Source organism: Gloeocapsa sp. PCC 7428 (assembly GCF_000317555.1).
GTDB lineage: Bacteria > Cyanobacteriota > Cyanobacteriia > Cyanobacteriales > Chroococcidiopsidaceae > Chroogloeocystis.
On the sequence record NC_019745.1, the window covers coordinates 738,410 to 761,535 of the forward strand.

23 protein-coding genes and 1 tRNA gene are annotated in these 23,126 nt (G+C 41.7%); 12 read left to right on the forward strand and 12 right to left on the reverse strand.

Annotation, left to right across the window (positions count from 1 at the left end; translation table 11 throughout):
• Positions 1–46: 46 nt before the first annotated feature.
• On the reverse strand, positions 47–355 hold the full coding sequence (locus tag GLO7428_RS03285) for a carbon dioxide-concentrating mechanism protein CcmK (RefSeq protein WP_015187138.1): 309 nt from the start codon (positions 353–355) through the stop codon (positions 47–49).
• A gap of 579 nt (positions 356–934) precedes the next feature.
• On the opposite strand from GLO7428_RS03285, the gene GLO7428_RS03290 reads away from it, so the two are divergent.
• From GLO7428_RS03290 to guaD, 4 genes are all read left to right on the forward strand, one after another.
• Positions 935–2,812, forward strand: a complete 1,878-nt coding sequence (locus tag GLO7428_RS03290) for an NAD(P)H-quinone oxidoreductase subunit F (protein ID WP_015187139.1) — start codon at positions 935–937, stop codon at positions 2,810–2,812.
• 78 nt (positions 2,813–2,890) lie between these two features.
• The gene (locus GLO7428_RS03295) at positions 2,891–4,405 is read left to right on the forward strand and encodes an NADH-quinone oxidoreductase subunit M (RefSeq protein ID WP_015187140.1); all 1,515 of its coding nucleotides are present in this window, start codon (positions 2,891–2,893) and stop codon (positions 4,403–4,405) included.
• Between the two features lie 82 nt (positions 4,406–4,487).
• Positions 4,488–5,624, forward strand: a complete 1,137-nt coding sequence (locus GLO7428_RS03300) for a CO2 hydration protein (RefSeq protein ID WP_015187141.1) — start codon at positions 4,488–4,490, stop codon at positions 5,622–5,624.
• 196 nt (positions 5,625–5,820) lie between these two features.
• On the forward strand, positions 5,821–7,146 hold the full coding sequence (guaD, locus tag GLO7428_RS03305; RefSeq protein ID WP_015187142.1) for a guanine deaminase: 1,326 nt from the start codon (positions 5,821–5,823) through the stop codon (positions 7,144–7,146).
• Between the two features lie 139 nt (positions 7,147–7,285).
• Here the strand turns inward: guaD and GLO7428_RS03310 are convergent, their stop codons facing one another.
• The 7 genes from GLO7428_RS03310 to priA all read right to left on the reverse strand — a co-directional run bounded on the left by GLO7428_RS03310 (position 7,286) and on the right by priA (position 12,960).
• Positions 7,286–7,765: a GNAT family N-acetyltransferase gene (locus tag GLO7428_RS03310; protein WP_015187143.1), complete on the reverse strand. Its 480-nt coding sequence runs from the start codon at positions 7,763–7,765 to the stop codon at positions 7,286–7,288.
• A 33-nt stretch (positions 7,766–7,798) separates the two neighbouring features.
• The gene (locus GLO7428_RS03315; protein ID WP_015187144.1) at positions 7,799–8,413 is read right to left on the reverse strand and encodes a trimeric intracellular cation channel family protein; all 615 of its coding nucleotides are present in this window, start codon (positions 8,411–8,413) and stop codon (positions 7,799–7,801) included.
• Between the two features lie 183 nt (positions 8,414–8,596).
• Entirely contained in the window at positions 8,597–9,175 is a 579-nt protein-coding gene (locus tag GLO7428_RS03320) for a YdeI family protein (protein WP_015187145.1), read from the reverse strand.
• A 20-nt stretch (positions 9,176–9,195) separates the two neighbouring features.
• The gene (locus tag GLO7428_RS03325) at positions 9,196–9,687 is read right to left on the reverse strand and encodes a type II toxin-antitoxin system VapC family toxin (RefSeq protein ID WP_015187146.1); all 492 of its coding nucleotides are present in this window, start codon (positions 9,685–9,687) and stop codon (positions 9,196–9,198) included.
• Complete coding sequence (locus tag GLO7428_RS03330) at positions 9,684–9,911, reverse strand: hypothetical protein (RefSeq protein WP_015187147.1); 228 nt, start codon at positions 9,909–9,911, stop codon at positions 9,684–9,686. The genes GLO7428_RS03325 and GLO7428_RS03330 overlap by 4 nt, the downstream gene beginning before the upstream one ends.
• A gap of 84 nt (positions 9,912–9,995) precedes the next feature.
• Positions 9,996–10,484 carry a GNAT family N-acetyltransferase gene (locus GLO7428_RS03335; protein ID WP_015187148.1) on the reverse strand — a complete coding sequence of 163 codons (489 nt, stop codon included), beginning with the start codon at positions 10,482–10,484 and terminating at the stop codon, positions 9,996–9,998.
• Positions 10,485–10,488: 4 nt separating this feature from the next.
• Complete coding sequence (priA, locus tag GLO7428_RS03340; RefSeq protein ID WP_015187149.1) at positions 10,489–12,960, reverse strand: primosomal protein N'; 2,472 nt, start codon at positions 12,958–12,960, stop codon at positions 10,489–10,491.
• Positions 12,961–13,713: 753 nt separating this feature from the next.
• On the opposite strand from priA, the gene GLO7428_RS03345 reads away from it, so the two are divergent.
• From GLO7428_RS03345 to GLO7428_RS03360, 4 genes are all read left to right on the forward strand, one after another.
• On the forward strand, positions 13,714–14,868 hold the full coding sequence (locus GLO7428_RS03345) for an RpoD/SigA family RNA polymerase sigma factor (protein WP_015187150.1): 1,155 nt from the start codon (positions 13,714–13,716) through the stop codon (positions 14,866–14,868).
• A 140-nt stretch (positions 14,869–15,008) separates the two neighbouring features.
• Entirely contained in the window at positions 15,009–15,512 is a 504-nt protein-coding gene (locus GLO7428_RS03350) for a GNAT family N-acetyltransferase (protein WP_015187151.1), read from the forward strand.
• Positions 15,513–15,623: 111 nt separating this feature from the next.
• Complete coding sequence (locus GLO7428_RS03355; RefSeq protein WP_015187152.1) at positions 15,624–15,830, forward strand: hypothetical protein; 207 nt, start codon at positions 15,624–15,626, stop codon at positions 15,828–15,830.
• A 110-nt stretch (positions 15,831–15,940) separates the two neighbouring features.
• Positions 15,941–16,609, forward strand: coding sequence for a class I SAM-dependent methyltransferase (locus tag GLO7428_RS03360; protein WP_015187153.1), 669 nt, complete (start codon positions 15,941–15,943; stop codon positions 16,607–16,609).
• 49 nt (positions 16,610–16,658) lie between these two features.
• Here the strand turns inward: GLO7428_RS03360 and GLO7428_RS03365 are convergent, their stop codons facing one another.
• Positions 16,659–17,561, reverse strand: a complete 903-nt coding sequence (locus tag GLO7428_RS03365; protein WP_015187154.1) for a rhodanese-related sulfurtransferase — start codon at positions 17,559–17,561, stop codon at positions 16,659–16,661.
• A gap of 102 nt (positions 17,562–17,663) precedes the next feature.
• On the opposite strand from GLO7428_RS03365, the gene GLO7428_RS03370 reads away from it, so the two are divergent.
• Positions 17,664–17,736, forward strand: a tRNA-Ala gene (locus GLO7428_RS03370).
• A 252-nt stretch (positions 17,737–17,988) separates the two neighbouring features.
• On the opposite strand, the gene GLO7428_RS29385 is transcribed toward GLO7428_RS03370, so the two are convergent.
• A complete protein-coding gene (locus GLO7428_RS29385; protein WP_255348364.1) occupies positions 17,989–18,111 on the reverse strand; it encodes a hypothetical protein in 123 nt (40 codons plus the stop codon).
• A gap of 203 nt (positions 18,112–18,314) precedes the next feature.
• Here GLO7428_RS29385 and GLO7428_RS03375 point away from each other — a divergent pair, with 203 nt between their 5' ends.
• The 3 genes from GLO7428_RS03375 to GLO7428_RS28785 are packed head-to-tail and all read left to right on the forward strand — an operon-like array spanning position 18,315 to position 21,342.
• The gene (locus GLO7428_RS03375) at positions 18,315–19,127 is read left to right on the forward strand and encodes a PD-(D/E)XK nuclease family protein (RefSeq protein ID WP_015187155.1); all 813 of its coding nucleotides are present in this window, start codon (positions 18,315–18,317) and stop codon (positions 19,125–19,127) included.
• A complete protein-coding gene (locus GLO7428_RS28780; protein ID WP_231295544.1) occupies positions 19,124–20,365 on the forward strand; it encodes a hypothetical protein in 1,242 nt (413 codons plus the stop codon). The genes GLO7428_RS03375 and GLO7428_RS28780 overlap by 4 nt, the downstream gene beginning before the upstream one ends.
• Before the next feature lie 11 nt (positions 20,366–20,376).
• Positions 20,377–21,342, forward strand: a complete 966-nt coding sequence (locus tag GLO7428_RS28785; protein ID WP_231295545.1) for a Piwi domain-containing protein — start codon at positions 20,377–20,379, stop codon at positions 21,340–21,342.
• A gap of 5 nt (positions 21,343–21,347) precedes the next feature.
• Here GLO7428_RS28785 and GLO7428_RS03385 read toward each other — a convergent pair whose 3' ends face one another.
• A complete protein-coding gene (locus tag GLO7428_RS03385; RefSeq protein ID WP_015187156.1) occupies positions 21,348–21,563 on the reverse strand; it encodes a DUF1816 domain-containing protein in 216 nt (71 codons plus the stop codon).
• Positions 21,564–21,827: 264 nt separating this feature from the next.
• Positions 21,828–23,009, reverse strand: a complete 1,182-nt coding sequence (locus GLO7428_RS03390; protein ID WP_015187157.1) for a TrkA family potassium uptake protein — start codon at positions 23,007–23,009, stop codon at positions 21,828–21,830.
• Positions 23,010–23,126: the final 117 nt, after the last annotated feature.

Sequence of the window (23,126 nt, forward strand, 5' to 3'; positions counted from 1 at the left end):
ATGTATTTAGCAAAAAATTGATGCACCTCAAACACAATTCCGTTCGTTACATTCGGAACTGTTCGACGGCTTCGGTATACCGAATTGGCAGCACGTACTCCAAGTTTTCGTGAGGACGGGCAATAATGTGAGTCGAAACAACTTCACCGCCGTTGACTCGTCTTGCCGCATCAACTCCAGCCGCAACCGAAGCTTGCACTTCGGAAACGTCCCCGCGCACAATGACTGTGACCCGCGCACTACCAATTTTTTCGTAACCAACAAGCGTCACCCGTGCAGCTTTCACCATGGCGTCGGCTGCTTCCACCACTGCTGGAAAGCCCTTCGTCTCAATCATTCCCACTGCAATTGGCATCGCAGACCTCCTATGTAATTAAAGCAATAACTACTACCAATCAGGCTGTTACAGAAAAATTGACGGGGATGCCATTTGTAACGTACAAAAGCATCTCCAAATTAAGCATAGGAAAGCTTGGCTCTCTTGACAATATTAATTTCTATTATAATTTAAAATAGGATACTTTAAAAAAACTTAACACCCCATGATTGGTTGCTTTTACCTCATTGAAGTTTATCGCTTTCTAGCGGTGTAACTTCTGTTTTATAATTTCTTTATTACTTTGGGTTCAGCCAAAATGATAAAACCAAACCTTCATTCTGTAGCGGTATGACAGGAGAACGATATTCGCTGTCTAGTTAGGCTTCAGTCTGGGTACATTTTGACCAAAGTATGCTTTGATCGAGAGAACAAAAATTTTAATAAAACTGAATAGTCTCACTTTACCAGAAAACGACGCCAGAGGTTTATGTTAATTTAAAGCAGTACGTAGCAAAATCAATTTTAATTTATTTTTCGTAAGTATTCTAGTTGTTTAATATCGTTAATTAACTTTAAATTAACATTATAAATCACAAATTTGTTTGGAAAGCTGGAATGAATCAGACGTTATTTTTAACAAGTTGGTGGGTGCCTTTTTATGGATTGATTGGCGCTGTTTTGACACTACCTTGGGCGACTGGAATAGTACGGCGAACTGGTCCTCGACCAGCAGCTTACTTAAATTTGTTGATGACAGGTGTCGCTTTTGTACACAGTTTAATTGTTTGGAAAGACATCTGGAACCAAGAACCGCAAAGTTTGCTTTTTACCTGGCTCAAAGCTGCCGATCTAGACTTATCGATCGCAGTAGAACTATCACCCGTCAGTATGGGAGCCGCAGTTTTAATTACTGGGTTAAGCCTTTTAGCGCAACTGTATGCGTTAGGATACATGGAAAAAGATTGGGCGTTAGCTCGATTCTTTGCGCTGATTGGCTTTTTTGAAGCTGCATTAAGTGGTTTAGCGTTAAGTGATTCTTTGTTTCTCAGCTACGTGTTACTAGAGTTGCTGACGCTGTCTACTTATTTATTAGTAGGATTTTGGTATGCACAGCCGCTTGTCGTCACCGCTGCCCGCGATGCGTTTTTAACCAAACGCGTGGGCGATATTTTACTATTGATGGGAGTTGTGACGCTCTCAGCAATGGCAGGAAGTTTGAATTTTTCCGAATTGAACCAATGGGCGCAAACGGCTGAACTCTCACCTTTAACCGCGACATTGTTAGGTTTAGCATTGATTGCGGGTCCTGCGGGGAAATGCGCGCAATTTCCTCTGCATCTTTGGCTTGATGAAGCAATGGAAGGACCAAACCCTGCTTCAGTACTGCGAAACTCAATGGTTGTCGCGGGTGGCGCGTACGTGCTGTTTAAATTACAACCAATTTTAGTGCTATCACCTGTGGCGCTCGATGCTTTAGTCATTCTGGGGACAGTCACGGCGATTGGTGCATCGTTAGTTTCACTAGCACAAATTGACATCAAGCGCGCCTTATCGCATTCGACAAGTGCGTACATGGGGTTAGTGTTCATTGCGATCGGGATGGAGCAAGGCGGAGTAGCGCTGGTATTGTTGTTTACCCATGCGATCGCTAAAGCATTATTATTTATGAGTGCCGGATCGGTCATTCTAACTACACATACGCAAGATTTAACCGAAATGGGCGGTTTGTGGTCGCGGATGCCTGCAACAACGACAGCTTACGTTGTAGGAGCCGCAGGCATGGTGACGCTACTACCTTTGGGTAGTTTTTGGGCAAAGCTGCAATGGGCAGATGGTTTTTGGAGTAGTCATCCTTGGATTGTTGCTGTCCTGTTTTTGACAAATGGCTTAACAACCTTAAACCTTACCCGCGTATTCCGCTTGGTGTTCTGGGGCGAACCTCAACCAAAAACGCGCCGCGCGCCAGAAGTTGGCTGGCAAATGGCTGTACCAATGGTGAGTTTAACGATTACAACACTGTTAGTACAGCTGTTGTTACAACAATGGCAACTGCTCCCTAATTGGGCAGATGTGAATTGGTCAGCAACGATGGTTCTTGTATTATCGAGTGTTCTAGGATTAACTATCGGCTCAACGATTTACCTCCACAAAGCATGGTCGAGATCGATTCAGCTACCGTGGCGATTTATTCAAGATCTCTTAGGCTACGACTTCTATATTGACCGTCTGTATCGCTTAACCGTTGTGAGTGCAGTTAACTTCATGTCGCGGTTGAGTGCGTGGGTCGATCGCTACATCGTCGATGGCTTTGTCAATTTAGTTGGTATCGCAACAATTATCAGCGGACAAAGCTTGAAATATAGTAGTTTTGGGCAATCACAGCTTTATCTACTCACAATTATCTTAGGCGTCAGTCTGCTGGGTTTTTTAATTAGCTGGTCATTTGGTCTTGTCGATCACTGGCAATTGTTCTGGGAAGCAATTAGAGGCTAAGGAAGAACGAGTGACTAATCAAAGCGCCACTAGTCACTAACCACTAACAACTATTATGTTTAAGGATCTCGTGTATCAATGCTGAGTGCTTTGATTTTAGTACCGCTTATTGGTGCAGCAATTGTGGGTTTTTTCCCGAAAGCGATCGCACCTAATAGTTCGCGTAACATCGCTTTAATATTCGCGAGTCTTCCGTTCTTACTGAGTATCGTTCTCGCAGCGCAGTTTAATCCTACGAACGTTACTCAACAATTTTCCGAATTCATCCCGTGGATCACAGCGATCGGCTTGAACTATCACTTAGGTGTTGATGGTTTATCGTTACCGCTGTTGGTATTAAATGGTTTACTGACCTGTATTGCGATTTACAGCAGCGATGAAGATATCCAGCGATCACGCTTTTACTACTCACTTGTTCTGATTTTAAGTGCGGCGGTGAGTGGCGCATTTTTAGCACAAGATTTACTTTTGTTTTTCCTCTTTTATGAAATAGAACTGATTCCGCTGTACCTATTGATTGCTATTTGGGGAGGACAGCGGCGCGGTTATGCAGCAACGAAGTTCTTAATCTATACTGCTACCTCTGGAATATTGCTTTTAGCAAGTTTTTTAGGTTTAGTTTGGTTAAGTGGTGCTTCAAGTTTTGCACTAGCGACGTTAGATCCTAACGCGTTACCTTTAGCAACACAAATTGTGCTACTGTGCGGAATTTTACTCGCTTTCGGAATCAAAATTCCCCTAGTGCCTCTACACACGTGGCTACCAGATGCACACGTTGAAGCCTCGACACCTATTTCGGTATTACTCGCAGGAGTCCTTTTGAAATTAGGTACGTATGGCTTATTACGCTTTGGTTTAGGCTTGTTGCCGCAAGCGTGGGAAGTGTTAGCACCAGCGTTAGCAATTTGGGCAGTGGTAAGCGTATTGTACGGTGCTTCGTGTGCGATCGCGCAAACCGACATGAAAAAAATGGTTGCCTATAGTTCAATTGGACACATGGGCTACATTCTCTTAGCCGCCGCCGCCGCAACGCCATTAAGTATCTTGGCGAGTGTTTTGCAAATGGTTAGCCACGGATTAATTTCGGCATTGCTGTTTCTTTTAGTCGGCATTGTCTACAAAAAAACCGGCAGTCGCGATATCGAAACTTTGCGCGGTTTACTCAACCCTGAACGCGGTTTACCTTTGATTGGCAGTTTGATGGTGTTGGGTGTGATGGCAAGCGCGGGTATCCCTGGAATGGTGGGATTTATGGCTGAATTTCTGGTATTTCGAGGAAGTTTCCCGGTATTTCCCACAGAAACTATATTATCGATGGTTGGTACGGGTTTAACCGCGGTTTACTTCTTATTGCTCATCAACCGCGTATTTTTTGGTCGTTTGTCACCACAAGTTATCGATTTACCCCGCGTGTATTTTCGCGATCGCGCCCCTGCGGTTGTCTTAGCCGTTTTAATCGTCATTTTCGGCTTACAACCAAATTGGCTGATTCGTTGGAGTGAACCTGCAACAACTGCAATGAGTGGAATTCCAGTCGTTGCGCAGCGATCGCAGTTGGCAAGTAGTCAAGAGTGGCTAGTGGCTGGAGATTAGCATCAAGAGTGGCTAGTGGCTAGTCACTCGTTTTTTCTCTGCTTTGTATCAACTTTAAAGTAAAACGGTATTAGGAATTGCCATGGTTAGCATTACCAATAAGCCTCTTAACCATCCCTTTGCTGCATATATTACGCGCGTCGAATCTGGTAAAACACTGCTTCCTGATTCTTCAGAGAATGTTCTCGATGTTGTCGGTATCCTCAAAAGTTACGGTATTGTTTTGGATGCTTACTCCAAAAACCTAATTTATATTTCTGAAAATCAATTTCTTGTTTTGTTTCCATTTTTCAAATACTTTAACGGCGATATTTCCTTCCAAAAACTTCTGCGACATTGGTGGCACGATCGCATTAACTTTGAGTATGCCGAATACTGCATGAAAGCGATGCTATGGCATGGTGGTGGCGGTTTAGATAGCTATTTAGATTCAGCCGAATTCAAAACACGCGCTGCCGCCGCAATTCAAGCTAAGTTCAAAAATAATCCTTTCATGTTGGGATTAAACCAACTATTTCCTGACTTTCTCACCGAACAAGTCCGCGTTTTATCGTATTACAGCGCACTAGGTCAATTTTGGCGCGTTATGAGCGATATGTTTATCGCTTTGTCAGATCGGTACGACAAAGGAGAAATTAAAACTATCCCTCAAGTTGTAGAGCATATCAAAGCAGGCTTAGTCAATGCTGCGGCATTACCAATTACTTACTCGGTTAAACTTCACGGTAAAGTTTACGATATTGTTCCCAAGTCTGTCGGTTTAACATTTCTTGCCGATACAGCTATACCTTACGTTGAAGCCGTTTTCTTTCGCGGTACGCCGTTTCAAGGTACAGTTTCCTACAACGCCCAAGCGCACCAAATTCCACCCGATCAAGCACGATTTGCTTATGGCGCACTTTATGCCGATCCTTTACCCGTTGGTGGTGCAGGAATTCCACCTACTTTATTAATGCAGGATATGCGGCATTTTCTCCCAGATTATTTGCATAAACTGTATCAAAAGCGCAGTCGTCGGGGAGAAGACGATTTACGCGTACAAATTTGTATTAGTTTTCAAAAGTCGATGTTTTGTGTCACCAATGCCGCAATTTTAGGCTTAATGCCGCATCCCATCGATACAACGGTTCCTGAAGAACAAGCAGCAAATCGCGCATTTTTAGTCAATTGGATGGATCGATTTATGACTTCACGGTTACAAGATGTACAAGTTGCATAATGTTTGCAGTCAACATAATTTATTTGTGTTTTTTTGTAAGCTATGCCAGAGGTCAGGAATCAGAGGGGTAAGGCAGTCCCTTACCCGTAGTCAGGGTTAAAAGTTAGTTGACGATTACTATAAATAAAAATCAAATGTAGATGTGAGGAAAGTCGTTATGACTCGTTTATTTATAACAATATAATATATCTGTTTGATGCTAACACAACCAGTTAAAGCTTTTCGTTGTGCTTTCCTCGACTTTGTTGACGATCCATTTTATGTTTCTGAAGCTGAAAGTGCCCGCTATATTGCTGATGGTTTACTCGTTGTTGAGAACGGGAAAATTAAGGAATTAGGATATTATCAAAGCTTACAAAGTAAATATGCAAGAGTACCAATAAATGATTATTCTGGAATGTTAATCATGCCAGGATTTATTGATACGCATATCCATTTTCCTCAGACAGAAATGATTGCTGCGTACGGCGAGCAACTTTTGGAATGGTTGAATCAGTATGTATTTCCAACTGAAGCAAAATTTAAAGATAAAGCATACGCACAAAAAATTGCGACAACTTTTCTTAATGAATTACTGAGAAATGGTACAACAACTGCACTCGTTTTTGCCACAGTTCATCCGCAATCAGTTGATGCTTTTTTTGAAGAAGCAAGCCGGCGGAATTTAAGAATGATTGCTGGTAAAGTGATGATGGATCGTCATGCACCAGATAACCTTTCAGATACTGCTGAAACATCTTATCAAGAAAGTAAGCAACTGATTCAAAAGTGGCATAAAAAAGAACGTTTGCTGTATGCTGTTACGCCTCGGTTTGCAATTACATCAACTCCTGAACAATTGCACTTAGCAGGAAAGCTTTTAGCAGAATTTCCCGACGTTTATTTACATACACATTTATCAGAAAATGTCAATGAGGTCGAGTGGGTAAAACAGCTATTTCCTGAAAGTCAAGGTTATTTAGATGTTTACGATCTCGCCGGATTAGTCGGCGATCGCTCAGTGTTTGCGCACGGAGTTCAATTGACAGATGCGGAATTTCAGCGGTTATCACAAGCCAAATCAGCGATCGCATTTTGCCCAACGTCTAATTTATTTTTAGGAAGTGGACTTTTCAAGCTGCAAAAGGCTAAGTGCGTAGAACATCCGGTAAAACTTGGTTTAGGAACCGATGTCGGTGCAGGAACAAGCTTTTCGCTTTTAGACACAGCAAGTGAAGCGTATAAAGTTGCGCAACTTCAAAATCAGAAACTATCTCCCTTTCAAGCACTTTTTTTAGCAACGCTTGGCGGTGCAAAAGCACTGTCTTTAGAAGATAAAATTGGTAACTTTGATGTTGGGAAAGAAGCTGACTTTGTGGTTCTTGATCTGCGGGCAACTCCGCTAATGGCGCTGCGGAATTCTGCAACAAACGCGACTTCATTAACAGAACTTGCAGAACAAGCATTTGCTCTAATTGTACTCGGTGGCGATCGCGCAATTCATGCCACGTATATCATGGGAGAAGTTTACAAGAGTACCTAGCAAACGAATTTTTGGCTAGACCAACAAAGTTGACTACCGTGGAATCACAGATAAAAATACTGTTTTAGTGGGCGAAGGCACACTTAGTTTGAGTAGCCCCAAAGGGAGTCGGAAGGCATTTATGAGTTATGCAGCCGATCTAGATAATACAATTTGTTCGCATCAAAATGATAAACTGCATTCGATCGCTGCCTCGTTCAAACGACTGCTGATGCTCAAATTCCAATTTCTGCCATACCCGTATTGCACGCTTATTGAATGCCGCGATCGTGACTCGAAACGCTTTCGGCTCAAATAAAGTGTCTGCAAACTCCAAAACAGCTTTGGCATACTCAACACCTTTTCCTCTTCCAGTCAAATCAGGACGAATCCCAAAACCAATATCCAATGCTTCATCACGGTAATCACCACCAATAACCTGTCCATCCTGTCCAAACGAACAGTAAGCTACCAACTCACCCGTTGCATCTAAAATACTGTAGAAGTTGTTCTGGGGGTGTAAAAGATAATCTATTTCAGCGTCCTGCTGTAAATTGTTGTAGAAATTGTAAGGTGGTTCATATCGCCAACTTGTGATAGTCCGTGCATCACTCTTATCGACTCGGCGAAACGCGAACATTACTTACTTCCCTACCTTGCTAAATGCATCCAATCACTTACGCTCTTGCAGACTATAAACTGGAAGGGATAATCCCCAAACAATTGAAGCTAGTCTTACAGCTGTAATTGTTGCCATTCCTAGTAAAGCTGCAAGCGATCGCATCATGCCAAACTGTTGCAGAATTAGATAAACAATAATGCCAGCGATCGCCGCTGTTGCATAGAGATTTCCTCGCCGCAAAATCAAGGGAATTTCGGCTAGTAAGACATCGCGCATAACACCGCCAGCGACACCTGTAATTGTTCCCATTAAGACAACAATAATACGCGATAAATCTGCTTGTTCCACGCCTTGAGCGCCACTAATCGCAAAAAAACTCAGCCCTAGCGCATCAGCGATCAAGAGGGCTTTAGCTGGTGGTTGGCGAAACCGAGTATAAATCAGCGTCAGCGCGGCAGAGAATAGAATGACGACTAAATAAATAGGATTTTGAATCCAAAACACTGGATTGTCCAGCAGAACATCGCGCAGCGTACCACCGCCAATTGCTGTGACGATAGCGATCGCAGCAACACCCAGCAAATCTAAGCTTTTACGCCCTGCTGCTAGCGCGCCACTCACCGCAAAAACAGCGACACCTAAAAGATCCAGCAGATAGAGAATCACAAACTACATCTAAACAAAATTTTACTCAGCTTAATAGCTTATACTATTTTGGATTTTGATTGAGATGTATCGATGATGAAGTTGAGCTTAATTTATCTAGCTTGAGGCGGTAAAAATCAAAATTTTAGGAGTTTTTGGATATGAAAGTGCCATCAAAGATATGGCTAGAAGCGATCGCTACAGTCATCGTGCTAGAGGATTTTTGTTTTGCGCTGCTGAGTTGATAGTTTGCTCGATTCGCTTCAATCTTGTTTCTAAACGTTTAGCACTAGTAATCCAAAAAAGTATATTCTTTTTAGTCGTATTACTAAATTCTGCAAAATGTTTATTAGCAATTTCATTTGCTGCTAGTGCTTGCTGCAAATCTGCTGGAATAATCAAAGCTTCACTTGCATCTAACGTAGTCCACGAACCATCTTGTTTTGCAGTTTCAATCTTTTTAAAACCAGCTTCAGTCATTAAACCTTGTTCTATCAGTTCTTCAATATACTGCTTATTTAATTTTGACCAGACACTTTTTGGTTTTCGAGGCGTGAAGATTTGTATATAAGATTCAGTATCTAAAGATCTGACTTTGCTGTCAATCCAACCAAAGCACAAAGCTTCTTTTACCGCTTCGCTATATGTAATACTTGGCTTACCACTTTTTACTTTGTAGTAAAGAAGCCAAATACCCCTAGAAGTGTCATGATTTTTCTCTAGCCATTCCCGCCACTGTTGGCGATTTTGAGCTTGAAAGATTTCTAAATCATCAATTGCCATAACAAGATATGATTTACTTGCTAACGCTTGTCAAGTTCAGATGTTGCTAATTCTTGAAGGTGAACGATAGTTATATTTGATGCGATCGCTTCAGGGGCTGCGCTGGGCGCAGTCGTAAAATCGTTAGGATTAAAAGTGAGAAGATGTGTGATTTCATGAGCAAGCATAACGGCAAGAATACGAATATCATGGATTCGCTTACCTTTTACTTTGCTTGTTGTGGCTAAATTTAGCCAATTGGGAAAAATCTGTGAAGATTCTTCTACTAAAGGGAAGCGATCAATTAGTTGATCTATCGTGTTTCTTACTTGTTCTACAGTCCATCCTAAACCGTTGACCTCAACTGGACGTGTAGCAACCACCCAAAACTCAATCAGTACTTGTGCTGTTAGAAAACACTCATCTTGCTGAGTCAGTAAGTAGGATACTGCATTTGTTGCAAGTTGATGCTGTACATCAGAAGGGTTGCAGAATCGTGCGACAACATTTGTATCAAGCAGATATCTCGTCATTCTTCATAAAGACTGTCGCGGCTAAAAGCTTCATTCGGTAAACTAGGACTGTTTTTAGGAAGCTGTGAAACCCATTCACGGAATTCCCTAGTTTGGGCTGAAGTTGCCTTTTGCCAAAATAAAGAAGATGTACCTTGTTTATACTGAGCAATGAAATCAGCAACCTTCTTAAGTTGCTCGTCACTGAGCTTGTCTAATTCTTGCTTAAGCTTTTCGCGCAGCATAATCACCACCTTTTAAATTAAATATAAAACTATAAAAGATTTGCCGTGAGGAATTATAGTATTTTTCAATACTTGCTTTTATCTTTAATTTGCTTTGTACTCGCTTTGCAGCATCGACATTAAAACTAAAGACTCGAAGCGATCGCCAGCTTTAAGACACTCGCGTAAGATTCCCTCAACAACAAAACCCTCCTTTTCATACAATCGTCGTGCTACATAGTTGAAATCCTTCACATCCAACCACAGGCGATGGGCGTGGAGTTGCTCAAAAGCCAACTTTTTAATTAAGCGTAAAGCAGCCGTGCCATAGCCTTTCCCCTTATCCTTGACAACAAGGCGTCGTAGTTCAACACTGCGATGTGGATTTTCTAGTCCTGCAAGAATGACATACCCTACACAACGCTTTGGAGTTATGCACTCAATAATCAAATGAGATAGATCGCGATCGCGCAAAGCATCTGCGTGTTGTTGTGGTGTCCACTGCTGTACAAAAAGACTGTTTTCCCGATCCTGTTCTGTCGCAAGCACAAAATCAAGATCTTCTGTAGTAGTAGAGCGTAGACCTAAAATCATTCGTTTACATAAAATTTAGTGGATCGACATCGATGGTGAGACTTACTGAAGTTGGAATGTGCGATCGCACATTTTCCCAATCGGGCAATTTAAGCTGTGCAGTCGGTGCAAACTTCAGTAGAATTTGCCAACGGTAGCGGTTAGACACTCGAAAGACACTCGCGGGCGCAGGTCCTAAAATCTCACACTCTGAGATACTATTTAACTGTGTCGCGATCTGCTGGGCAGTACTTTCTACCGTAGCTGGATCTGTACTACTCAAACGTAATAAAATCAATCTTCCATAAGGCGGATAATTCAAGGCGGCGCGTTGTTCTAATTCTGCTTCAGTAAAAGCTTCGTAAACGTGTTGTTGCACTGCTTGAATCACAGGATGTTCGGGCGAATACGTTTGTAAAATGACTCTTCCTGGATCTTCACCGCGCCCAGCACGACCTGCGACTTGTGTCAAGGTTTGAAATGCACGTTCGGCGGCGCGATAATCGGCAAGATGCAACAATCCATCCGCAGCGACAACGCCAACTAAGGTAACTTGTGGTAAATCAAGTCCTTTCGTCAGCATTTGCGTTCCCACCAACAAATCAGCTTCGCGGTTCGCGAACCGCGTTAGTAGCGTGCGATGCGCTCCTTTGGTACGAGTTGTATCACTATCAAACCGAATGACTCGTAACTGGGGAAACTGTCGCGTTAACTCTTGTGCAACTCGCTGCGTTCCGCTACCAAAAAACTTCAAATAAGGCGAACCACATTCAGGACAATGACGCGGATGCGACTGTGCATAATTACAGTAATGACACCGCAAGATTTCTGGCGCTTTTTCCTCGGTTTGGTGATACGCTAGCGAAACATCGCAATGCGGACACTCAATCACGTATCCACAACTACGACAAGAAACAAACGTACTGTGTCCCCGACGGTGGATAAATAAAATTCCCTGCTGTTCGCGTTCTTGCAACTGCTGTAAAGCACCTTGTAGCGATCGGCTAAAAATTGAACGATTTCCCTGCTGCAACTCTTGGCGCATATCAACTATTTCTACAGGAGGAAGAGGGCGCGATTGAATGCGTTCGGGAAGGGAGAGGTAATTGGTAATGGGTGTAGATTCGTTGCTTTTCGTACTTATCCAAGTTTCTAGAGAAGGAGTGGCGGAACCTAAAACGAGAGGACAATTTTCGAGTTCAGCGCGCCAGGTGGCTACGGTACGCGCATGATAAGTAGGAATTGGTTGGTCTTGTTTGAAGCTGCTATCGTGTTCTTCATCGAGGATGATTAAACCTAAATGCGGTAAAGGTGCAAATACCGCCGAACGCGTACCAATCACAACTTGCGGTTCGCCTGCTAGCATTTGTCGCCAGGTGTCATAACGTTCGCCATCGGATAAGGCGCTATGGTAGACACAGACTTTGTTACCAAAACGCGCGCGGAAACGATCTGTTAATTGTGGCGTCAACCCAATTTCGGGAACGAGAACTAAGGCGGATTTACCTTGATTGAGTAATGGCGCGATCGCTTGTAAATAAACTTCGGTTTTTCCCGATCCTGTCACTCCATGCAGCAAAACTTGAGCGTAGCCATCCAACTGAGTAATCGTTTCTAATGCTTGCGACTGCGCTGGTGTTAAGGCTTTGGGCTGATCTTGTGCGATCGCATCGCGTTCGATGCGTAACACCTCGCGCTCTTGGATAACAATATAACCTTTTTGCTCTAATGCTTTGAGCGTTGCGGAACTCGTACTACAAATCTGCAACAACTCACTTAGCCACATATCGCCACCACGACGTCGCAAAACTTCTAAAATTTCGCGCTGGCGGGAAGTGATATCACTTTCTAATCCAGTTCCTACGAGCGTAACGGCTTTTTGTCGCTTTGGTTTAGACAATCGTGGCGGTTCTAAGTAACTTTCTACCAAGTGCGATCGCAGCAATTCCCGTACTCCACGATACGCGCCTTTAACTTGGCGTTGGATGTGGGTAAAGCTATAATCTCCCTGACTTTGCGCTTGCAACAGTTCGAGGACTTGTCGCGCTGCGGGAGTTAAAAATTGAGTCGCAGCATCTGCTTTTGCAATCAGCCGAATGCGCCGCTGCGATCGCCCGAGTAACCCTGGCGGTAAAGCAACTCGAATCACTTGCATCAATGGCGTGTAGTAATATTCAGCAATACGATTGAGTAATTGCCAATATCCACTAGGAAAAAAGCCCGCACTGACGATATCTATGACTTCTTTGATTTTGTCCTGGGCTAAATCTGCTGGTGGTTGTGATAAACGAATCGCGATCGCTCCTACTTGAGATGTACCAAATGGTACGCTTAAAATGTCTCCTGGTTGTACGTCTAACTCTGCCGGTAATTTATAAGTATAAATACCTTGCACTCCTGGACAATCTACTAATACTTCAATCCAACGCGAGGTAAGTTGAAAAGGAACTCTCGGTTCTGCTGCGACGATTGAGGATTTCAAGCCAGGAAGATACATAGAATGTACTCTTGAATTTAAATATATTAAAACTTTTTTACTGATAAGCTAAAAGGGCGATCGCTGTGTGATGACATCTACCATCTTTACTTATATGTATACTGAGTAGTGTTTTTAACGTAATTAACAGCAATTCGCTAAGATACGAGTTTTCGCCTAAGTGTAGTCTACTATACTAAAATTTTGTGCAAAGTTTTTGTGTTAGATAGTATACAACTTCTCAGCCTTATAACGTAGGTGTTTTGCCGAGCCTTTTCTCCCTATTGGTAGACAACAAATGAGTGCAGAATGTGAGATTCTGGCTTCATGGTAGAGAAAACACCACTAGCTCCTCTTTAAATTTATTGAGGATTCATAATTTAAGTATATAGGTTCTAGCAAATGTCAAGAATCATTTGCTAGCTTTAGCTTTGTATTTATCAAACTAGTCAAATTTCCGTATAAAGTAAAGTGAATTTCAAGCATTCATAAATTGAGAATTAATCTAAAGAATTTACTCAGTTGTAGTAGCGCAAGAAAATCCCAACAAAATGAAATAAATTTGTTAACCTAAGTAAAGGAGTTTTGCCACTGTCAAAAAATATGTAGAAGTCAAAATCAGCACAAGCGATGAAAGAAAAAGATCTATTACTAATGGACAAAAATAATTCGACATAAACGCGAGATGGTAGATATCTTTTCTTTGTCCACAAAAATTACCTTTCATCATATTAGCAAGTCAATCATTTATCAGTCTTGAACCTAATATAAAGTATGAATATTGCTGAATTAAACGCAATTGATTCCCTGTTAACAACAGCAACAGATAGTGATATTAATAGTGCTGATTTAGAAGAACCATCTCCAGAAAATTTAGCAGAAGTCGCATCAGATTTATCTCCAATAGAACAGAATTTAGAAGTAGAAGACAAAGACGAAGATTTAGCTACGGCAAGACCTTCAGGTTATCAGAAAACTAAATCTGACGATGCTGTAGGTGCCTTCTTTAAAGAAATGGCACGCTATCCTTTACTTAAACCAGAGGAAGAAGTAGAACTAGCACGGCGAGTCAAGTTTATCGTTGAATTTGAAGAAATACAACAGCGCTTGCAAGCAGAAATAAAGCGCCAGCCGAATAAAGCAGAAGTGGCAACTTTGTTAGGAATGTCAGAGCGTCAGTTGGAACACCGACTATATCAAGGACGCGTAGCAAAGCGGAAAATGATTCGCTCCAATCTGCGTTTAGTCGTCTCAATTGCCAAGCGCTATTTAAATCGCGGTTTACCTTTTTTAGATTTAATTCAAGAAGGCGCAATGGGGTTAAACCGTGCAGCAGAAAAATTCGATCCTGATAAAGGATACAAGTTTTCTACTTATGCTTATTGGTGGATTAGACAAGCAATTACGCGGGCGATCGCAAATGATGCTCGCACAATTCGATTGCCAATTCACATTGTAGAAAAGTTAAACAAACTCAAAAAAGCACAACGCGAACTCAAACAACAACTACAACGCAATCCCTCAGAAGTAGAACTTGCTCAATTTTTAGAAATCTCAGCAGAGCATTTGCGTCAACTGCTACAACTACGACGCAAATCACTTTCTTTAAATCACCGAGTTGGTAAAGAAGAAGATACTGAATTAGTAGATTTGTTAGAAGACGAAGACAGCCAATCGCCAGAACAACAAATGAGCGAAACAATGATGCGTCAGGAAATTTGGGATGTTTTAGGAGATGTTTTGACTCCTAGAGAAAAAGACGTTATTTCGCTACGCTATGGTTTGATTACAAGTGAACCGTGTACTTTAGAAGAAGTTGGCAGTATATTTAATCTTTCCCGCGAAAGAGTCCGCCAAATTCAAAGTAAAGCTATGCGCAAGTTACGTCGTCCTCAAATTGCTAAACGCCTAAAAGGATGGTTGTTCTAGGAGCAGTTAGCGATTAGCTAGTTTATACTGGGCTACAGGAAGTAATATGGTTAGTGGTTGAGAGTAGTTGATTAACTGCTCTATTTTTTTAGATAGGGTATTGTTAAATAATTCGGTTTTTTACCCTTAGAAGCTGAATCGTGATAAATTCTGAACTAACGTTGCGTCCTGCTACTCCAGATGATGTATCTGTGCTGTTCTCTTTGATTCAAGCACTCGCCGAGTATGAAAAATTATCTCATGCTGTAACAGGTAGTGCAGAAGCGTTGCGAGAACATTTATTTAGTTCCCAACCGTATGTAGAAGCAATTATTGCTGAAATTCAAGGAAAAGCTGTGGGTTTTGCGTTGTTCTTTCACAACTACTCAACTTTTCTCACGCAACCTGGAATCTATCTGGAAGACTTATTTGTACTTCCTGAGTATCGACGCCAAGGTATAGGGAAAGCTTTGATAAAGTATCTAGCACAACTTGCTATAGAGCGCGATTGTGGGCGGCTAGAGTGGAGTGTTTTAGATTGGAATGAGCCAGCGATCGCATTTTATCGTCGTATGGGAGCAGCTATCTTACCCGACTGGCGCATTTGTCGCGTCACTGGGGAGGCGATCGCATCAATCGCGAATACTGAGATGTCAGATTTTTGAGTTCAGTCGATTCATAATTTAAAATTTATAATTTATAACTTTGCAAAGCAGTAAGCTATACAATTAGCAGGTTTTAATCATTGATTTTCCAAGTGGAGGAGCCATAGGAAGATGAAAATCTGGGTAAATGAGCAAATCGATCCTTCAGGTATGATTCATGCTTGTATTGCTTGCGCTAATGAGGAACAAGCAAACGATTGTCACGTGTCGTACGAACGTAACTTAACTGATACGCAAAAAGCCGCCGGTTGGATCGCACGCATTCGCACAGTCGAGTCGTGGGATGAAGTACCAGTCAACGCTCTCAAGCTTGATTAGACTCATTTAAGATTCAGGATCGTCAAAATCACAAAATAAGGAGCTAGTAGAAATACAACCGCTACCAATTACTAGCCCCTTTTTGTTACCTACTTTTAAGCAAAAGCCAAATGGGTGTTCAAACGCTGCAACTTGACGAACAGCTTTACAACTATATGCGATCGGTTTCTTTAAACGAAGCAGAAGTATTAACGCAACTGCGACAGGAGACTGCAAAACACCCAATGGGTAATATGCAAATTGCACCAGAACAAGGGCAATTTATCGCATTACTTGTGCAACTCATGCAAGCTCAAAAAACCCTCGATATCGGTGTGTTTACAGGCTATAGCGCGCTTGCTGTAGCATTAGCCTTACCGCCTACAGGTAAAGTTGTGGCGTGTGATGTCAGCGAAGAATATACGAAGATCGCGCGTCATTGGTGGAACCAAGCTGGTGTTGCTAATAAGATTGAGTTGCATATAGCGCCTGCTGAGGATACCCTCAAGCAACTACTCGCAACAGATGGCGCAAATACTTTTGATTTTGCCTTGATTGACGCTGACAAAAGCAACTACGATACTTACTACGAGCTTGCATTACAACTCATTCGCCCTGGGGGTTTAATTGCGGTTGATAATGTACTGTGGTCAGGAAGAGTCGCCGATCCCCAAGTGCAGGATAATCGAACCAATAAAATCCGCGCTTTCAATCAAAAACTGCATCAAGATACGCGCGTCGCCATCAGCTTGGTTCCAATTGGTGATGGATTGACATTAGCTTGGAAACGCCCTCATTAGGGATGAGAGGTGAGCAGTTAGTTGATAGATGCTAAACTATTTTCAAAAATCAAGAGGAGATAATATTAGTTTTATTTTTAGCTAACTCGATTTGTTTTTGTTTTTCTTGCTGACGTTTGCGTTTTTCCTCAGTCAGATCTGCAAAACAATGGGGACAAGAAACGCCTTCTTCGTACTGTGGCGATGTTTTATCCGCTTCAGAAATTGGATGTCCACAACTACGACACATATCATACGAGCCGCTTTCTAAAGCGTGAACGACTGCAACTCGTTCGTCAAAGACAAAACACTCGCCTTCCCACAAGCTATCTTCCGCTGGAACTTCTTCTAAATATTTTAAAATGCCGCCCTTGAGGTGATAAACTTCAGTGAAACCTTGGGACAATAAAAACGACGAAGCTTTTTCGCAGCGAATTCCGCCTGTACAAAACATCGCAACTTTTTTATGCTGGCTTGGATCGAGGTTTTGATGAACGTATTCAGGAAATTGGCGAAACGATCGCGTTTGCGGATTTTGCGCGCGTTGAAAAGTTCCGATATCTACTTCATAATCGTTGCGGGTATCAATCACAGTCACTTCAGGATCGCTAATTAAAGCATTCCATTCGTGCGGCGATACATAAATTCCTACTTTTTGATTGGGATTGACTTCTGGCACTCCCAGCGTCACGATTTCTTTTTTAAGACGTACTTTCATGCGCTCAAAGGGTGGCGCATCTGCGGTAGATTCTTTATGCTCTAAATCAGCAAAACGAGGATCGGCGCAAAGAAACGCTAAAACTGCATTAATGCGATCGCGTGTAGCAGCAATTGTACCGTTAATTCCTTCCGGTGCAAGCAGAATTGTTCCTTTGACGTTGTGCGCTAAGCAGTAAGACAGCAGCGGTTCTTGTATTTCCGCCGCGTCTGGCAAATTGACAAACTTATAGAACGTTGCAACAATTTGGGTCATTGTCCTGACAATTGTTGAAATTTGCTCAACAAAGTACTTGATTTAATTTGAACCTATAGGTTAAGATAGCAAAGGCGAGTCAAACAAGCCACTTCTCAAATCGGGGGTATAGCTCAGTTGGTAGAGCGCCTGCTTTGCAAGCAGGATGTCAGCGGTTCGAGTCCGCTTACCTCCATAAAAAGCAAGATCGTATTCTTAGTTTGGCTATTGACATCTTTTACTTCAAAAGCTTACTAGCGTTTACTTGGTGCTAGTGTACTCGTGTAAACTTGCCGCGAACCTGGAGGACGAATAATCCAATTCAGCTTTTGTAAATGATTGGTGCGATTATATATTGTCACATTAAGTTCGCGTGCTATTGCGTAACGATAAGACCATTTCGTTAAATCTCTTCCTCGGCGTCCGTTACGTCACAAGGTCATTTTGGTTAATACTTTGGCGTTTCTTGCATTCTTTTGAGCAAGTTATTAGCCTTAACCTCAATTTCGGCTTCGGGAATGAAGCGATACGGTTGAATCAAACTCAATGCTTTTCCTCTTCGTCGAAACAAAGCAAGCAATGCTTGATAATTTTGTTTGAAAAAATCTTCATCATGCTGCGGAATACGCTTAGCTAAAAAATTAACTCTTCTTTAATGTTGACATGATAGCGAGCGCGGAGGTTGCCTCGGCGACATTAGCTGACGAAAAAATCAAGCCTGAGTTATGATTTGTGGCGTTGAAGAAAAAATCAATATAACTCTTAACAACACACATGACGTGGCTTCCCTTCGCCAGTTACAACTTGTGGTCACTATTTGCACCAGCTATTGGACAAGAACAACGGCATTGCGACATGAAACGAGGTTTCACGAAAGCGCGTGGAAAAGAAACGGCGATCGCAGAAATCTTAAAGCAAGATAACATTCCTCAGCGAATCGGTCATTTAGCACAAAGAGGAGTATACGAGTTTCATCAAGACCATTCAATGTTGAATTGCAGCAATGCAGTGCAAACAATCGCAGAAACTTTGCAGTTGAGTCAAGAAAAAGAGGAAGTGCAAGAACGCGTACGCTTGATTCTGAGAAAATATCAAGAAAATCCCATTCTTAGGGATAAACATATCATTCATCTCACACGCGGTGATGAAGGATTTCCCCAACCAATTCAAATTCAACAGGGTAATTTTTCTTTCAATTTATATGCAGCAATTGATTGTATCTTCACAGAAGATGGTATTTTACACATTTTAGATTTTAAAACAGGTAAAACAGACGTAGATCTTCGACAAGGATTTGTTTATCTGTTAGCAGTTAGTTATCTGTATCCAAACCGCCCTGCGATTGCTTCATTTTACAACTTGGAAACTGGTAGATGGTCAAAGCCAATTTCAGCAACAGTGTCTCAATTAAAAGCAGTTCAAACCGAGATTGCGCAAATTTCCAAGAAACATCAGAATGACCTCCAGCGATATTGGAGAAATATCGAAGCTTTTAATCAAATTTTTCCACCAAATCCTGGTATTCAGTGTCAATATTGTCAATTTAAATCAATTTGCGATTTTTCTAAGATTGAGGTTACTGCATGACAGCTACTGTTTCACAGACTGAAACATTTTTAAGTGAAATTTTACCACTAAGTATATCGAATCATAACTTGATGTGTTTTCGATTAATACCAGAAATAGAGAGGGAATTAGGCAATAGATTTGCTTTTCGTTTTAGTTTAAAATTTCCCAAAGTTGTTACTGTATGGCAAGAAGGATATTTTTGGGTAGTTGGAACACTTCAACAACAACTACCTAACCAAAATGAATGGCGAAACGCACTAGCAAAGATTCAAGATGAGTTGCATAATGATATTGGCGATCGCTACTATTCAATTCAGTGGGTACGTCAGCCATCACCAACGCCGCTCGTTCTGGCACAGCTTGCTGTACAAATATTAAGAATAAAGCGTCCTTTTTCTTTTACTCCTGTATTATCGAAAAATTTAGTAGAAGTTGTTCGAGAAGTAGAATTTTGGGCAGAAACAGTTGAAGGGTTATCACCAACACTACCAGCGATAAGCTTAACAATTCGTAGTAGTATTATGCCTAAATGTGATTTAGCAGATTTCTTTAACAATCATCCTTATAGAGACGAACCCGAACGAACTTTAGTTGGGCTTAAAGTTCAAGAAATTGAGCATGGTAATACTTGTAATATTATAGGTATTACTGGAACTCTCGGAGAACAACGAGAAGAACTATTAGCATTAGCTCAGGGTTCAATCAGTAAACGAAAGCTAGAAGAAGCATCAGCGGATCAACCTGTGGTTACAGTGCAATTTGGCAAAAACAAAAAGCAATTTCGCTATCCGTTAGCTGCGCTACGTCCCTGCGTCACGGCTGAAACAGCAGAGCAGTTTCAAGTTGATTATGGAGAGTTACTAAAAAAAACGAAAGTTTCTAACCAAGAGCGACAAGACTTATTAAAATCCTGCAAGCAAATTGCTCAAGATACTTTAATTACTTATGGTTTTAGGTTCGAGCGTAGTATTAATAGTAGAGATTATCCCAATTTATTTTGGCAAGCAGCAACGCCTATCGAAGAAACTCCCTTACTTTTTGGTAACGGATTTGTAGGAGTGAGAGGTAAAATTCTTCAGGGATTATCTACAGGTGGTGTTTATCGCCGACACGATGAATATAGCGATGAATCAAGAAGTATTAGAATTGCAGCACTGAAGCTGTGTGATTTAAGAGTAAATTCTTTTTTAGAAGAAAATAGAAAACGTCTCAAACAATATAAATTTGCTAGTGACATTGTTAATAAAAAGCTTTAGAACTTCAAAACTTGGCAGGTGCTAGTTTAAGAGCAGAAGTTGAACAAACTGTCAACGAACTTATTGTAGTTCCACCAGATATTGTTTTAGTGTTTCTACCCACAAGCGATCGCACTGCTGATAGTGACGAAAGCGGCAGTCTTTACTATCAAATATATTCGCAATTATTGCGACGTGGAATTGCTAGTCAAGTCATTTACGCAGATACTTTAGAAAGTGTTGATTCAAGAAATATACTAAACTCAGTTATTCCTGGAATTTTAGGCAAGTTGGGCAATTTACCTTTTGTTTTAGCCCAACCGTTAGAAATTGCAGACTATATTGTTGGGTTGGATGTGTCGAGGGCTTCTAAAGCAAAATTACCAGGAACGTTGAATGCTTGTGCCAGTATTCGTCTTTATGGCAGACAAGGTGAATTTATTCGCTACCAATTAGAAGATGCTTTAATTGAAGGTGAAGAAATTCCACGACGAATTTTAGAAAGTTTACTTCCGGTAGCTGAACTAAGGAATAAAACTGTTTTGATTTACCGCGATGGACCATTTCGCGGTCAAGAAGTTCATAATTTAGTTGAGTGGGCTAAGGCGATCGGTGCAAACTTTATCTTAGTAGAATGTCTTAAGTCTGGAAATCCTCGGTTGTACAACTTTAGTAAAATCAATAAAACAATCTCGGCACCGACGCAAGGGTTAGCACTACGAATATCATCCCGCGAAGCAATTGTTGTTACCACAAAAGTACATCTTAGTGTAGGATTAGCTCGTCCGCTACGTTTGAGAATACATCCGCAAGGACATCAAACATCAATTGAAAAAGTTGTAGAAACTACTCTAAAACTCACATTATTGCACTACGGAGCGTTGAAAGAGCCTCGTTTACCGATGGTTCTTCACGGTTCGGATCGCATTGCTTATTTACGATTAAATGGAATAAATTTTAGCGGAGTGTTAACGGGCGATCGCCAGCCTTGGTTGTAAAGTTCTTATATGCCTTCATCTTCGCAGATTGTGAGTTCTTTAGGCTGACAGCGTTGAATGACAACAATAATTCCTTTTGCGCCCTCGCCATCAAGATCTTTCACATATCCTGGATAAGCTGCTTTAGCTTCGTCAATTGTTTCAAATGGTCCAAAATAATAAATACAGCGCGGTGACATTGTCGTTATCTCCGCCCACCAATCTGTAGCAGCTTTTTCCATTTTTAATCAATAACTTTTGAGTAAGCGTGAAAATGAGTTAGCAAAATTGTAACAATACTTAATCTACTACGGTTAGTAGCCGCTACTTACTGCCAAAAGACGGAAATAGGATAAGTCATATTTGAATCTGGTTGATGAGTGATGATAAAAATGGTGGCTAGTAACTAGTAACTAACCACAAAGAAAGGTTACTTAAGCGAAGATGATATCAAACGTATTTAATGAAAAAATCACTACAAAATTAACCCATAAAGGCAAAAAATATTAATTATGCTTAGGCGGGCGGGGAAGTTTAGAATTAATTGGTCCTAGAATTTGGTTGAGGCGTCGTAGTTGTTCGGCTGTACCCATACAAATTAATAAATCTCCTGCCATTAACTGCGTATCGGCGGTAGGACCACCGATTAAAGTACCGTCGCGGCGGCGGATCGCGAGAACTAATGCACCTGTTTGCGATCGCAATCGGGCTGCGCCTAAATTTTGACCAATGCAAGGACAAGTATCCGCGTCAAGTCGCACCTCTTCCATGTATAATTCGCGACCTGCACCTGTGAGAATGCCATCGACAAAATCCATTACTTGCGGTCTTAAAGCGGCGGCTGCCATGCGTCTACCACCTGTAATATACGGAGAGACAACCGCATCTGCTCCAGCACGTTGCAGTTTTTGGAGTGCCTCTTGCGTACTTGCTCGGGCGATCGCGCGAATTTGTGGGTTCAGTGCTTTTGCGGAAAGAACTGTATAAAGATTTTCAGCATCAGAAGGAAGAGCAGCCACTAAACACGTAGCGCGATCGACACCTACCTTTAATAAAACTTCATCGAGCGTAGCATCGCCTTCAACGACAGTATAACCGAGTTGCTGCGCGGCTTGCACCGATTCTGGGTCAGAGTCAACCGTCACAAAAGGAATCGCCTCAGTCGCAAACTCTAAAGCAATTTGCCGACCAGTACGTCCAAATCCACAGATAATATAGTGATCCGATAAAGAGTCTATCAATAGTCGCTGTTGCCGAAGTTGAAAACCAATTTGAAAATAGCCCTGAACCAAAGCATCGGTAAATCGATTAACAATGTAACCGATACTGATTACTCCCATGATAATCAGCGTTACGGTAAACAAGCGACCGCGATCGCCCAACGGACGAGTTTCGCTGTAACCAACAGTCGCTAGCGTAATCACCGTCATATACGCGGCGTCTATCCACGACCAACCTTCAACTAACCAGTACCAGAGAGTACCAACTAAAAGAACAACCCCAAGCCCAATGACAGATAAGGTGAGTTCTCGGCGAATACGTCGATATTTCTGCTCAAATTCTGCTTGCGAACTAAACACATTACCTGCACTCACTACGTTGAGCCGTATACCATTTTGGACTGAAAAACCGAAATCCACTTCTTGTGGACTTTGTTTATCTAGCGGCGAATATCTTCGCACTCGCATCCATACAAGATGTTTTTAGCGAATCGATGCAAAATTCGCCCACATCTTTCTGGGAAACGGTATTAGTATAGCGATTTTGACCGAGACACAATACGATATTGATGGCTCAACTTGACG

Bases quoted from the DNA above. Each gene is read 5' to 3' on its own strand.
- GLO7428_RS03285 (WP_015187138.1), bottom strand. From the start codon at position 355: ATGCCAATTGCAGTGGGAATGATTGAGACGAAGGGCTTTCCAGCAGTG.
- GLO7428_RS03290 (WP_015187139.1), top strand. From the start codon at position 935: ATGAATCAGACGTTATTTTTAACAAGTTGGTGGGTGCCTTTTTATGGA.
- GLO7428_RS03295 (WP_015187140.1), top strand. From the start codon at position 2,891: ATGCTGAGTGCTTTGATTTTAGTACCGCTTATTGGTGCAGCAATTGTG.
- GLO7428_RS03300 (WP_015187141.1), top strand. From the start codon at position 4,488: ATGGTTAGCATTACCAATAAGCCTCTTAACCATCCCTTTGCTGCATAT.
- guaD (WP_015187142.1), top strand. From the start codon at position 5,821: ATGCTAACACAACCAGTTAAAGCTTTTCGTTGTGCTTTCCTCGACTTT.
- GLO7428_RS03310 (WP_015187143.1), bottom strand. From the start codon at position 7,765: ATGTTCGCGTTTCGCCGAGTCGATAAGAGTGATGCACGGACTATCACA.
- GLO7428_RS03320 (WP_015187145.1), bottom strand. From the start codon at position 9,175: ATGGCAATTGATGATTTAGAAATCTTTCAAGCTCAAAATCGCCAACAG.
- GLO7428_RS03325 (WP_015187146.1), bottom strand. From the start codon at position 9,687: ATGACGAGATATCTGCTTGATACAAATGTTGTCGCACGATTCTGCAAC.
- GLO7428_RS03330 (WP_015187147.1), bottom strand. From the start codon at position 9,911: ATGCTGCGCGAAAAGCTTAAGCAAGAATTAGACAAGCTCAGTGACGAG.
- GLO7428_RS03335 (WP_015187148.1), bottom strand. From the start codon at position 10,484: ATGATTTTAGGTCTACGCTCTACTACTACAGAAGATCTTGATTTTGTG.
- priA (WP_015187149.1), bottom strand. From the start codon at position 12,960: ATGTATCTTCCTGGCTTGAAATCCTCAATCGTCGCAGCAGAACCGAGA.
- GLO7428_RS03345 (WP_015187150.1), top strand. From the start codon at position 13,714: ATGAATATTGCTGAATTAAACGCAATTGATTCCCTGTTAACAACAGCA.
- GLO7428_RS03355 (WP_015187152.1), top strand. From the start codon at position 15,624: ATGAAAATCTGGGTAAATGAGCAAATCGATCCTTCAGGTATGATTCAT.
- GLO7428_RS03360 (WP_015187153.1), top strand. From the start codon at position 15,941: ATGGGTGTTCAAACGCTGCAACTTGACGAACAGCTTTACAACTATATG.
- GLO7428_RS03365 (WP_015187154.1), bottom strand. From the start codon at position 17,561: ATGACCCAAATTGTTGCAACGTTCTATAAGTTTGTCAATTTGCCAGAC.
- GLO7428_RS03375 (WP_015187155.1), top strand. From the start codon at position 18,315: ATGACGTGGCTTCCCTTCGCCAGTTACAACTTGTGGTCACTATTTGCA.
- GLO7428_RS28780 (WP_231295544.1), top strand. From the start codon at position 19,124: ATGACAGCTACTGTTTCACAGACTGAAACATTTTTAAGTGAAATTTTA.
- GLO7428_RS03385 (WP_015187156.1), bottom strand. From the start codon at position 21,563: ATGGAAAAAGCTGCTACAGATTGGTGGGCGGAGATAACGACAATGTCA.
- GLO7428_RS03390 (WP_015187157.1), bottom strand. From the start codon at position 23,009: ATGCGAGTGCGAAGATATTCGCCGCTAGATAAACAAAGTCCACAAGAA.